The organism is Thauera sp. AutoDN2 (assembly GCF_051280715.1).
In the GTDB taxonomy this organism is placed as follows: domain Bacteria; phylum Pseudomonadota; class Gammaproteobacteria; order Burkholderiales; family Rhodocyclaceae; genus Thauera.
The window spans coordinates 185,266-195,983 of record NZ_JBNCAR010000003.1; the positions used below are offsets into that span (position 1 = coordinate 185,266).

Below are 10,718 nucleotides of genomic sequence, written 5' to 3' on the forward strand. Positions count from 1 at the left end.
CCGCGAACGTCAAAGAACGAACAAACCGAAAGCCGGATTCGACATGGCCCCCTACCCCAATCTGGAACGCATCGGCTCGCCGGCCGACCTGCGCAAGCTAGACCGCCGTGAGTTGGGCGCACTTGCAAGCGAGTTGCGCGCCTTCCTCATCGAGTCGGTATCCAAAACCGGCGGACACCTCTCCTCGAACCTTGGCACGGTCGAGCTGACGATTGCGCTGCATCATGTGTTCAATACCCCGGATGACCGCATCGTCTGGGATGTCGGCCATCAGACCTACGGCCACAAGGTTCTCACCGGGCGGCGCGAGGCCATGTCCGGGCTGCGTCACTGGGGCGGCATCTCGGGCTTTCCGCGTCGATGCGAAAGCGAATACGACACCTTCGGCACCGCGCACTCGTCTACGTCGATTTCCGCGGCACTGGGCATGGCCGTGGCCGCACGTGCGCGCAGGGAGGAGCGACGGTCCATCGCCGTCATCGGCGACGGTGCGATGTCCGCCGGCATGGCTTTCGAGGCGCTGAACAACGCCGGGGACATGGAAGACATCAACCTGCTCGTGATCCTCAACGATAACGAGATGTCGATCTCCCCGCCTGTTGGGGCGCTGACCAAGATCCTGGCCCGCATGATGTCCGGTTCGACCTACAACACCGCACGTCGCGTGGGCGAACGCGTGCTCGGCATGGCACCACCGGTGGCAGAACTTGCGCGCAAGGTCGAGGAATACGCGAAGGGCATGATCGGGCCGGGTACCCTGTTCGAGGAGTTCGGCTTTCACTACTACGGCCCCATCGACGGCCACGACCTCGACGCATTGATCCCCACTCTTCAGAACATCAAGAAGCTCAGGGGGCCCCAGTTCCTGCACGTGATCACGCGCAAGGGACACGGTTACAAGCTGGCCGAGGCCGATCCGGTGCTCTACCACGGAGTCTCGAAGTTCGATCACGTCGCAGGCATACAGACCGGCAAGGGGGCCGGAAAGCTCACCTATACGCAGGTTTTCGGCGACTGGCTCTGTGACATCGCGAAGCGCGATCCGCGCATCGTGGGCATCACACCGGCCATGCGCGAAGGGTCGGGTTTGGTCCGCTTTGCAGAGGAGTTCCCGGAGCGCTATTTCGACGTCGGCATTGCGGAGCAGCATGCGGTGACCTTCGCAGCAGGTCTGGCTTGCGAGGGGTTCGTGCCGGTGGTGGCGATCTACTCTACCTTTCTGCAGCGTGCCTATGATCAGCTCATTCACGACGTCGCTTTGCAGAACCTTCAGGTGGTGTTTGCCATCGACCGTGGCGGACTCGTCGGCGCGGACGGAGCGACCCATCATGGAGCCTTCGATCTTTCCTTCCTGACCTGCATTCCGAACCTCGTCGTGATGGCGCCGTCGGACGAGAACGAGTGCCGTCAGATGCTCTTCACCGCCGTGCAGCATCCGGGGCCGACAGCCGTGCGCTATCCGCGCGGTAGCGGAAGCGGCACGTTACCGCTGCAGACCATGAGCGCCCTGCCAATTGGCAAGGGCGAAGTGCGCCGCCATGGCCGCAACGTCGCCCTGCTGGCCTTCGGGAGCATGGTCAACCCGGCCTGCGAAGTGGGTGAGGAAATCGACGCCACGGTTGCGAACATGCGCTTCATCAAACCAATCGATGAAGCGCTCGTGACCGAACTGGCGGCTACGCACGATCTCGTCGTGACGCTTGAGGAGAACGCCCTCATCGGAGGGGCTGGCTCCGAGGTTTCCCGCGTGATCGAACTGCTGCCGGAGCGGCCACGCGTTCTTCGTCTCGGCCTGCCAGACCAGTTCGTCGATCACGGCGATCAGGCGCAACTCCTCGCTTCAGTCGGCCTCGACAAAGCCGGCATTCTCGCCAGCATCAGAGATGCGCTATCGACGCAATAGTTGAGTTGGCCGGGTGTGGGGGCTAACATCGCGTCGAATCTGCAATTATGTTGCACCACGACCACAGCGCCACACCTTAAGAAAAGACAGAGAACACGTATGAACTCCCCTTCCGAGCCCCTGATGGCGGACGTCCAGAGCAGCGCCGACAGCCGCCGCATCGCAATCAACAAGGTCGGCATCAAGTCGATCCGCCATCCGGTCAAAGTTGCAGACAAGGCCGGCGGCGTCCAGCATACGGTTGCTAGCTTCAACATGTACGTCGGACTGCCGCACAACTTCAAGGGCACGCACATGTCGCGCTTCGTGGAGTTGCTCAATGGTAATGAGCGCGAGATCTCTGTCGAGAATTTCGAGCCCATGCTGCGCACCATGGTGGAGCGCCTCGAGGCGGAAACCGGTCATGTCGAGATGCGCTTCCCCTATTTCGTGACCAAGACGGCGCCGGTTTCAGGTGTACAGAGCCTGATGGACTACGAGGTGTGCTTTACCGGCAGCATTTGTGAAGGTGGGCGCTACGAATTCACGATGCAGGTGGTCGTACCCGTGACCAGCCTCTGCCCCTGCTCGAAGAAGATCTCTGACTACGGTGCGCACAACCAGCGCTCGCACGTCACGGTCACAGCCGTTCTCAACGATCATCTCTGGATCGAGGAGATGATCGCGCTGGTCGAGGCCCAGGCCTCCTGCGAACTCTTCGGCCTGCTCAAGCGCCCGGACGAAAAATGGGTGACCGAGCGCGCCTACGACAATCCGAAGTTCGTCGAGGATATGGTGCGGGACGTGGCTGCACAGCTCACACGCGAGCCGAGGATCGACGCCTATACCGTCGAATCCGAGAACTTCGAGTCCATTCACAACCACTCGGCCTACGCTTTGATCGAGCACGACAAGCGCGGCGCATCGCTGGCTTCCTGAGCGGGTCTTTACGTCATACTTATGGCGTGATTACCCTTCGCAATGGCGCAGGGCGACGGGAATGCGTAATATAAGCGGTTTCTTAATTACCGGATCCGCTTCATGTCCAAGTCGTACCTCCAGATCACCAGCGACGTCACCAAGGCCCTGGGTACCCTGCGCAAAGAGATTCCACAGACCATGCAGGGCTTCAGTTCGATGGCACAAAGCGCGCTGAAGGATGGCGCATTGAGCGAGCTGCAGAAAGAGTTGATCTCGCTAGCCATCGCAGTCACGCAGCGCTGCGACGCCTGCATCGGCTTCCACATCAAGGCGCTCATCCGGCTGGGCGCAACCCGCGAGCAGATCATGGAAACGCTTGGCGTCTGCACCTACATGGGCGGCGGCCCGGCCCTGATGTATGCGGCCGACGCGGTCCGCGCCTACGAGCAGTTGCTGCCGAAGGACGAGTGATCGCACAAGTGCACCCCCGAGAACGCAAAAAGGCGTGACCCCGTGTTCACTTTTCGGTGAAAGACACTATAATGTCGAGCTTCGAGCGGAGAGGTGGCAGAGTGGTCGAATGTACCTGACTCGAAATCAGGCGTAGGTGCAAGCCTACCGTGGGTTCGAATCCCACCCTCTCCGCCAGAGAACACGCTGAAACCCGCACTGCCGTTGGCTTTGCGGGTTTTTTGCTTTGGGCAAGCCGCCATTCGAAAAACCATCGGGCTTTGTCACCGCGTGGGAATAAGCACCGTCGGCCCGATTGTGCCATCCGCAGCGCGCCGAGGAGCACCTTCTGCCACGGATGGTGGTGGCGGGCGCTGCCAGCGAGGGTACCGGTCAATGCATCTTCAGCGACAGGGTGATGGAAGCCACACTGTCGGCGTTTCAAGTTGGCTGACCTTTCAAGAGGACTTTCACTTGATCGCCGGGCTTTCTTACAAGGCCGCCATCGTTACCGGCTCCACCAGCGGAATTGGGCGCTTGTACGCTCCCCATGAGCGCATCGTGAATGAGAACGCCTGCTCGTTCGCTGAGTGGCCCAGGGTCCAGGGATGGGTTTCGGATGACCCGCAACGATAGGCCGCTGTAAATCGTAAGCAGAACTTCTACCAGAACAGCAATGCCTTCTGGATCATCGTCAAACCCTGCGGATCGTCGTACCTCCTTGACCGCGAGCGCAAGGCTATGGCGAATCACGGCATCCGCATCACGCACGACCTTTCCAATCTCCAGGTTTCTTCCGGCCTCCGCGAGAATCTCCACCTTCAAAGCGGCGATCTCAGGGTTCAGTTGCGCGCGCATTGCACTGGCAATGCGGTCGCGTACCAGCGAAGAGGATCGCCCCTCGCGGCGCAGCATCTCCATGAGCTCGATCTGCCCAGCGAGATCCCTGCACACGATGGCAGCGATGATCGCTTCCTTGCTCGTGAAGTAATAGTAGATGTGTCCAGGGCTCATGCCCGCTGCTGCAGAGATTCGTGAAATGCTGGCAGAATGAAAGCCGAACTTTCGAAAGCAATCGGCAGCCGCAAAGAGGATCTGTTCCCGCCTTGTCTCCACGCGGACCTGCTTTCCACTTAGCGGCATAGAGGCCGCTTACCAGCCATCAGACCATCCCTAGAGGCGCCGCCGTTCGCACTCTTCGCAGCGGGATTTCAGATTCGGCCTTTGGGGTACCAATTCGGGACAGCACCAGAGCCAGAAAAGGGCACACCCTGCAATTCAGGCGCGCTCAGGTTTCTTCGCCGCGCACGTCCGACAGCGTCTTCCCGGTCCACCCCTTGAACGCCCGCCTGAAATTGCTGACGCTGCTGTAGCCGAGCAGGAAGCCGATTTCCTTTGGCGTGAGCGCAGTGTGCTTCAGATACTGAACCGCCAGGTCGTGCCGTGTCTGATCCAGGATCTGCTGGTAGCTCATCTCCTCTTCCACCAGCCGCCGGCGCAAGGTCCTTGCCCCCATCTTCAGGTGCTGGGCCATCTCGTCCAGGGTCGGGAAATTGCCCGGATTGTTCATCAGGTAATTGCGTATGGTTTCGGCCAGAATCGTCTTGTCGCGATTCTTGGCGGCCAGCAGCTCACAATTGCGTGCGCACAGTTTGAAGACTTCTTCATTTGCGAGACTGATCGGATCCTGTAGCCGGTTGATGTCGAAGACGATCACGTTCCTCGGCTGATTGAAATAGATCGGGCAATTGAAGCGGCGGATGTATCTCGCAAAATCAGTCGGCTGCGAGTAGGTCAGGTGCAACTCCAGCACTGGAAACGGACGATTCGTGAGTGAGGAGGCCAGCTCGATCGTCTGGCTGATGAACTCCTCGATCCCGAAGCGCAGCACATCACTCAGCCTGTGCACATCCTGGATTTCAGAGAACCAGCGGCCGTTGGCGATATAGTTTCGCGAAGCAAAGACATGCTGCTCGTTCAGGTCGCGATAGCGGTCATAGAGTTCTCGCGATGCCTTCAGGTTGGGTGCGCTCAGGGCGGCATAACCCAGAATGCCAAGATCGCTGATCTTGAACTCCTGTCCGAGACTGATCCCCAGATGCGGATCACCCGTAAGCTCGAGCATGTTGAGGATGATCTGGCGGTACTGGGGCGGCCGCGGGCGGCCATGAGGATCATCCAGCCGATCGGTCCTCAGCCCCGTGCCCGCGAGCACCTGCTCGGCCGCGAAGCCGCGATGCTGCATACGCTCGAGGTAGAAATCGATCTTGCTCTTTGGTTTGAGGTCTCGCATGGCTTTCTCCTGCGGGCACCCTGACAGACACATCAAGTCGCGCGCCCTGGTCGGCATGGCCGTATTTGATCAGCGGCGGCACGCGACCGCATCACCCGATCGAATTAAGTTCAACGACGGCCGATTCGGACGCGTATATGGCCAGCGGTGTAGACCACGCAGCGCCATTGCCGGAAAAGCGCGTTAGTGGGGTCGTCTCAGAAAACGGAAAATAAAGCACGCTAAGCGTGCGTGGAGGCTGGCACCCAGCGGTACAGCGTCGGAATGGACACGCCGAGGTTCTTGGCCACGTCCTTGGGCGGCACCCCGCTGGCCAGCAGCTTCTTGGCCGACTCGATCTTGCTGTCGGTCATCTTCGGCTTGCGGCCGCCTTTGCGGCCGAGCTGCTTGGCGACTTCCAGCCCGGCGCGGGTGCGCTCGACGGTCAGCTCGCGCTCCATTTCGGCAAGGCTCGCCATGACGTGGAAGAAGAACCGCCCGGATGGTGTGCCGGTGTCGATGGAGTCGGTGAGGCTCCTGAACTGGACACCGTGCTTGTGCAGCTCGCCGACCAGATCGACCAGTTGCTTGACCGACCGGCCCAGCCGGTCGAGCTTCCAGACGACCAAAGTATCGCCTTCGCGCAGCATTTCGAGCGTCTTGGCCAAGCCAGGCCGGTCTGCCCGCGTGCCACTCACCTTGTCCTCGAAGACCTTTTTACATCCGGCCTTGCTCAAGGCTTCGCGTTGCAGCTCCAGGTTCTGATCCTGTGTCGAGACGCGCGCATAGCCAATCAACATGGCTTGTCTCGCACCCGGTCGATGCGTTCCTGCATCGCCTGCATGACTTCTTCGTGGGTGTAGGACCTGGCGTTGGGGTCGTTGGCTTCCCGCAGGGCTTCCTCGACCTCGCGGGTCATCCGCTCGTAATCCTCCGGCCACAGCGCTTGCTCCATGCGCAGCGACGCCTGGCCCAGCAGATGCAGCAGGCCGAACAGCCGCATGTCGTTGGTGGCGACGATGTGCTCCCGAATCCGCTCCTGGATCGCCTCACTGGCCTGATGCGCTTCCGGTGAAGCCGTGCCTTCGTAGTCGGCTGGGAATCCCGCTTCCTCGGCGATCCGCGCCCAGGCGCTCGCCAGAGCCTCGATGCTGGGCGGACTCATTTGCTCATCCACTTGTGCAGCAGGCGCTTCTTCAGGGAGGCGCGTTCTTGCGGGTTGCGTCCCTTGTGGTTGGCGATGCGATCCGCCGTGGCGGCCTGGCGCTTGACGGGCCAGTAGGAGCAGCCATCCTTGCCCATCGACCAGACGCTGCTGACCTGGTTTTCCAGCAGAGGCAGATGGGCGCTCAGGGCGTCCGGCGACGCGCCGGCCAGCGCCGTGCGTTCGCAGGTTCGCCAGCGCTGATGCCAGAGCTTCTTGTCCTCGCGCTCGCTGCGGCAGGTCGTGTGGCCCGACGATGGGCGTTTTGCGGCGGCTACGGCTCATTGCGTCGTTCCGTCAAGGTTGGAGCACATAGACGCTGGCACTCCAGTAGTGATTCTTGTGTTTTTGTGGTCCCGACCACCCCATCGCGACGAGTTCCTTTGCAATGAGGCGATTCATGATGCCGTGCCCGACCAGCAATACGGAGCCGGCCTTGGCAAGATCGACCAACTTCTCCGCCGCCATCTTGGAACGCGCTTGCGTGGCCCGAAAAGAATCGGAGCCTCGGGAATAACCGAAGAACCAAGCAAGGCGGAAAAATGCCGCCCACATAGCCGGCGGCAGGCGCGGACGCCGCCAAGTCGCAAATGGAAGCGTTGCCTCGCAAAATACCGCATCAGTGACCGATGGCATCTGCCCCAATGCCTGTACCGATAACAATGCACGAGGAAGAGTGCTTGCCGCGACACAGGAAGCAGAAGAGGCCAAATCCAGGCTGATGGCAGGTATGCTTTCGGCGGCAATCTCAGAGCGGTTGTAGGATTCAATCCAGCGCCCCATCTCCGCTGGCGCAATCCATCCTGTTCCAGGCAGCAATGGCTTGCCATGGCGCATGAGAATAATTTTCGTCATGGCGCCACTCACCGGAAATCGGCCGCCTCGTCGTCGTCATCCTGACGCACAGCAGGCAGTTGCTTGAGCAACGCCGGCAGCCATTCCTGCACCGTCTCCCACACCACATCGAGGTTGATGTCGAAATAGCCGTGGGCCATGCGGTTACGCATGTTGCGCATGCTGCGCCACGGCACGTCGGCATGCGCCTGGGTGAACTCGGCATAACCGTCCATCACCTTCGTGGCGGCTTCGCCGATGATGATGAGGCTCATGATGACGGCTTGTTGGGTGCGCTTGTCGGCCAAGAAGTCATCCTTGGCCATCCCTTCCACGAAGCTGCGCGCATCAGCGGCGGCCTGCTGGATGTGATCGAGGTAATCGGGCAGGCGGTTCTCGCTCATATCGGTTGCGCCTCCGCGAGCACCTTGGCCCGGAACTTCGGCGGCAGGTCGCCGGGAGTCAGCAGATCGACGTCAACGCCGAGCAGCGATTTCAGTTCTTCTTCCAAATCGCCCAAGTCCAACAACGTGGCACCGGGCAGCGCATCGACCAACAGGTCGAGGTCGCTGCCATCCCGGTCGGTGCCATGCAGCACCGAGCCGAAGACGCGCGGGTTCGCGGCGCGAAAGCGGCCTACCGCTTCACGCACTGCGCTTCGCTTCATGTCAAGCACAACAGACGGTCGCATGGGCATTCTTTCTTATCGAAACTCGTTTAGATGGTATGCAATCAAGAATATAGTTTCAAGAACTATTTTCGAGAATCGCAATGCCTTGATTCCCGTGCCGCGTGTCGTTTTCAGAAGACGGCTGCACCGAACGTCAGAAGCCAGCTGCACTACAGCAGCGGATGAGGGGGATCCATCAGGCAACAACGGGGCGGCGGCCGAGAACTGGCAACCGAAGGGGCTCAGCGAGCGCCCCTCGTTTTTCGGCACGCCCACCAGTCGTCATAATGCGGCGAGCGCTTATTCAGCCTCTGTTCCGTGTCAGCAGTGTCTAGGCATACCGGCGCTGTTTAGGGCATGGGGGAGCGGGCATTGGACTCCTCCCGTCGCCCCCCAAGTGCAATTACCTCATCAAAACATGAGGCCAACCTTGAAACATTACGATCGTAATGTTATGGTTCAACGATGTTAAAAAACGTACATCGGCCAAAGCGGCCAGAACTCGTAAAAGCACTGCTACTTGAGGCCGGCGCACAGCTGCTGGCAAGCGGTGACCAACTTTCAATTGGCGCTGTTGCCGATCTGGCCGGTGTGACGAAGGGCGCTGTGCAGCACCACTTTCCTACGCGCGAGGCGCTGGTGATCGCGCTCTACGAGCATTTGGCCGCAACGTTTCAAGCCGCAGTCGCGGACGACGATTCCGGAGCCTCAGCCGCCTGGCGCTACGCGCGTCCCGTGCTTGCTGCGCAGGACGACCAGCCATCAGACCATGGCAAGGCTTTGCTAGCCACATGCGTGGTTGAGCGGGCCGTCGCATCGAAATGGGCCGCATGGGTACAGGCTGAACGTGCCCAGGACGGGCCGAATATCAATAAGTTGCTGGCCCGCCTTGCCGTCGATGGGCTGTGGCTTTCCGAAGTGCTCGGCATCTACGACTTATCACCAGTCGAACGCGAGGCACTGACGCAGGCGATCCACCAACTTGCAGAAGGCGTTTAAATGTCCCCGTATTTGACGCTATCCATTTCCATCGTGGCTGAAGTTATAGCGACCACCGCGCTGAAGTCATCCGATGGATTTACCCGGCTGTGGCCGAGCGTCGTCGTCATCGCCGGCTACGCAGTCGCGTTCTACTTCCTGTCGCTCACGCTCAAGTCCATTCCGACCGGCACCGTTTACGCCATCTGGGCAGGCGCCGGAATCGCTCTCGTCACACTGCTGGGATGGGTTGTCCACAAGCAACCCTTGGATTTCCCTGCGATCCTCGGTCTTGCCCTGATCGTGTCCGGTGTTGTGGTCATCAACGCATTCTCGAATAGCAGCGGCCACTGACCGAAGGTAGCGCTATTGCTAGGGAACACAGACGCTGAACAATCACGTTACGCCGTGTCTTCGCAGACCTCGATACGCTGCGGCGACGCCAGGTTTCAGCCTCTACGCTCCGTGTTTTAGACTCCGCCCCCTTGTGACAACTTCGGCAGCGTAGCCCACAGGGCTGGAATCTCGGGCGACTCCATTTATGCGGCTGAACCGCGGGATAACAGCTTTATACCGTCTGGTCGCAGTTCGCCCTTGGGCGACACATGCCGGTAGAGTGTCTGCCGGGAAATACCAAGCTCTTCGCAAAGATCGCTTACCTTGGTTTCCGGCTGCCCCATGCTAGCCATCGCCAGGCGTAACTTGGCGGCGGTCATCTTGAACGGCCGGCCACCTTTCCTGCCGCGTGCCCGCGCCGAGGCCAAGCCAGCGATCGTGCGCTCTGCAATCAGCTCGCGCTCGAATTCAGCGAGTGCGGCAAAGATGCCGAAGACCAGCTTTCCGGCGGCAGTCGTGGTGTCGATGGCTGCGCCGTGGCCGGTCAGCACCTTGAGGCCGACACCACGTCCGGTCAGATCGTGCACGGTGTTGATCAGGTGGCGCAGGTCTCGACCGAGCCGATCCAGTTTCCACACCACCAAGGTGTCCCCAAACCGCAACGCTTTCAGGCAGGCCGCCAGGCCAGGGCGATCCTCGCGCTTGCCCGACGCCTGGTCTTCGTAAAGATGGGCTGGATCAACACCGGCCGCGATCAGCGCGTCGCGCTGCAAGTCAGTGGCCTGGGATCCGTCTGCCTTCGATACCCGCATGTAGCCAATCAGCATGCTCCACCTGTCACATATACGTTCGATTATGTGACAGTGTGAGTCTGAAAGCTCTAGTCGTCAAAAATTGTCACTTAACCCGTCATTTAGTCTAAGGCCTGCAAACGGCCTTTAGGGTTAGTAATGTGACAAAAATTCTGGCGGGATACCCTCCTTGGCAAACGTGTCGCGCAAACGCTCCAAGGATTCAGGGTCGCGTCGCCCGCAGGATGCCAGAGCGAACAGCGAGCGGGCCGTCTCCGGGTCCCTCTAGGTCAAGATGGTTGTCGCCTCGATAGAATCTGAAACCCGAGGGCGATAACGGAAGAAAGAAGTGGCCAGGTACGGACAAGCATTCAAGGACA

General features: G+C 60.2%; 14 protein-coding genes and 1 tRNA gene. 6 read left to right on the forward strand and 9 right to left on the reverse strand.

Annotation, left to right across the window (positions count from 1 at the left end):
• The first annotated feature begins 43 nt into the window (after positions 1-43).
• From dxs to ACPT9U_RS03550, 4 genes are all read left to right on the forward strand, one after another.
• Positions 44-1,903, forward strand: a complete 1,860-nt coding sequence (gene dxs / locus ACPT9U_RS03535; RefSeq protein ID WP_435749900.1) for a 1-deoxy-D-xylulose-5-phosphate synthase — start codon at positions 44-46, stop codon at positions 1,901-1,903.
• 99 nt (positions 1,904-2,002) lie between these two features.
• The gene (gene folE2 / locus ACPT9U_RS03540) at positions 2,003-2,821 is read left to right on the forward strand and encodes a GTP cyclohydrolase FolE2 (RefSeq protein ID WP_435749901.1); all 819 of its coding nucleotides are present in this window, start codon (positions 2,003-2,005) and stop codon (positions 2,819-2,821) included.
• Between the two features lie 102 nt (positions 2,822-2,923).
• The gene (locus tag ACPT9U_RS03545) at positions 2,924-3,274 is read left to right on the forward strand and encodes a carboxymuconolactone decarboxylase family protein (RefSeq protein ID WP_435749902.1); all 351 of its coding nucleotides are present in this window, start codon (positions 2,924-2,926) and stop codon (positions 3,272-3,274) included.
• A gap of 87 nt (positions 3,275-3,361) precedes the next feature.
• Positions 3,362-3,451, forward strand: a tRNA-Ser gene (locus tag ACPT9U_RS03550).
• 243 nt (positions 3,452-3,694) lie between these two features.
• Here the strand turns inward: ACPT9U_RS03550 and ACPT9U_RS03555 are convergent.
• The 8 genes from ACPT9U_RS03555 to ACPT9U_RS03590 form a co-directional block, all read right to left on the reverse strand.
• Positions 3,695-4,369 (reverse strand): TetR/AcrR family transcriptional regulator, encoded by a 675-nt coding sequence (locus tag ACPT9U_RS03555; RefSeq protein WP_435749903.1) that lies wholly within the window; start codon positions 4,367-4,369, stop codon positions 3,695-3,697.
• 172 nt (positions 4,370-4,541) lie between these two features.
• Entirely contained in the window at positions 4,542-5,546 is a 1,005-nt protein-coding gene (locus ACPT9U_RS03560; protein WP_435749904.1) for an AraC family transcriptional regulator, read from the reverse strand.
• A 221-nt stretch (positions 5,547-5,767) separates the two neighbouring features.
• Positions 5,768-6,325 (reverse strand): recombinase family protein, encoded by a 558-nt coding sequence (locus tag ACPT9U_RS03565; protein WP_004118524.1) that lies wholly within the window; start codon positions 6,323-6,325, stop codon positions 5,768-5,770.
• Positions 6,319-6,690 (reverse strand): hypothetical protein, encoded by a 372-nt coding sequence (locus ACPT9U_RS03570; RefSeq protein ID WP_435749905.1) that lies wholly within the window; start codon positions 6,688-6,690, stop codon positions 6,319-6,321. The genes ACPT9U_RS03565 and ACPT9U_RS03570 overlap by 7 nt, the downstream gene beginning before the upstream one ends.
• Positions 6,687-6,827: a hypothetical protein gene (locus tag ACPT9U_RS03575; protein WP_435749906.1), complete on the reverse strand. Its 141-nt coding sequence runs from the start codon at positions 6,825-6,827 to the stop codon at positions 6,687-6,689. Before ACPT9U_RS03575 ends, ACPT9U_RS03570 begins: the two co-directional genes overlap by 4 nt.
• Before the next feature lie 199 nt (positions 6,828-7,026).
• Positions 7,027-7,584, reverse strand: a complete 558-nt coding sequence (locus ACPT9U_RS03580; protein ID WP_435749907.1) for a histidine phosphatase family protein — start codon at positions 7,582-7,584, stop codon at positions 7,027-7,029.
• 8 nt (positions 7,585-7,592) lie between these two features.
• Positions 7,593-7,967, reverse strand: coding sequence for a HepT-like ribonuclease domain-containing protein (locus tag ACPT9U_RS03585; protein WP_435749908.1), 375 nt, complete (start codon positions 7,965-7,967; stop codon positions 7,593-7,595).
• Entirely contained in the window at positions 7,964-8,230 is a 267-nt protein-coding gene (locus ACPT9U_RS03590) for a nucleotidyltransferase family protein (RefSeq protein WP_016487057.1), read from the reverse strand. Before ACPT9U_RS03590 ends, ACPT9U_RS03585 begins: the two co-directional genes overlap by 4 nt.
• Before the next feature lie 468 nt (positions 8,231-8,698).
• Here ACPT9U_RS03590 and ACPT9U_RS03595 point away from each other — a divergent pair, with 468 nt between their 5' ends.
• Both ACPT9U_RS03595 and ACPT9U_RS03600 read left to right on the forward strand, forming a co-directional pair.
• Complete coding sequence (locus tag ACPT9U_RS03595) at positions 8,699-9,232, forward strand: TetR/AcrR family transcriptional regulator (RefSeq protein ID WP_213705023.1); 534 nt, start codon at positions 8,699-8,701, stop codon at positions 9,230-9,232.
• Complete coding sequence (locus ACPT9U_RS03600) at positions 9,233-9,565, forward strand: SMR family transporter (protein ID WP_213705022.1); 333 nt, start codon at positions 9,233-9,235, stop codon at positions 9,563-9,565.
• A 185-nt stretch (positions 9,566-9,750) separates the two neighbouring features.
• Here the strand turns inward: ACPT9U_RS03600 and ACPT9U_RS03605 are convergent, their stop codons facing one another.
• Complete coding sequence (locus tag ACPT9U_RS03605; RefSeq protein ID WP_213705021.1) at positions 9,751-10,374, reverse strand: recombinase family protein; 624 nt, start codon at positions 10,372-10,374, stop codon at positions 9,751-9,753.
• Positions 10,375-10,718 lie beyond the last annotated feature (344 nt).

Coding starts and splice junctions, on each gene's coding strand:
- ACPT9U_RS03545 (WP_435749902.1), top strand. CDS start 2,924: ATGTCCAAGTCGTACCTCCAGATCACCAGCGACGTCACCAAGGCCCTG.
- dxs (WP_435749900.1), top strand. CDS start 44: ATGGCCCCCTACCCCAATCTGGAACGCATCGGCTCGCCGGCCGACCTG.
- ACPT9U_RS03600 (WP_213705022.1), top strand. CDS start 9,233: ATGTCCCCGTATTTGACGCTATCCATTTCCATCGTGGCTGAAGTTATA.
- ACPT9U_RS03590 (WP_016487057.1), bottom strand. CDS start 8,230: ATGAAGCGAAGCGCAGTGCGTGAAGCGGTAGGCCGCTTTCGCGCCGCG.
- ACPT9U_RS03560 (WP_435749904.1), bottom strand. CDS start 5,546: ATGCGAGACCTCAAACCAAAGAGCAAGATCGATTTCTACCTCGAGCGT.
- ACPT9U_RS03580 (WP_435749907.1), bottom strand. CDS start 7,584: ATGACGAAAATTATTCTCATGCGCCATGGCAAGCCATTGCTGCCTGGA.
- ACPT9U_RS03570 (WP_435749905.1), bottom strand. CDS start 6,690: ATGAGTCCGCCCAGCATCGAGGCTCTGGCGAGCGCCTGGGCGCGGATC.
- ACPT9U_RS03605 (WP_213705021.1), bottom strand. CDS start 10,374: ATGCTGATTGGCTACATGCGGGTATCGAAGGCAGACGGATCCCAGGCC.
- ACPT9U_RS03595 (WP_213705023.1), top strand. CDS start 8,699: ATGTTAAAAAACGTACATCGGCCAAAGCGGCCAGAACTCGTAAAAGCA.
- folE2 (WP_435749901.1), top strand. CDS start 2,003: ATGAACTCCCCTTCCGAGCCCCTGATGGCGGACGTCCAGAGCAGCGCC.
- ACPT9U_RS03565 (WP_004118524.1), bottom strand. CDS start 6,325: ATGTTGATTGGCTATGCGCGCGTCTCGACACAGGATCAGAACCTGGAG.
- ACPT9U_RS03585 (WP_435749908.1), bottom strand. CDS start 7,967: ATGAGCGAGAACCGCCTGCCCGATTACCTCGATCACATCCAGCAGGCC.
- ACPT9U_RS03575 (WP_435749906.1), bottom strand. CDS start 6,827: ATGGGCAAGGATGGCTGCTCCTACTGGCCCGTCAAGCGCCAGGCCGCC.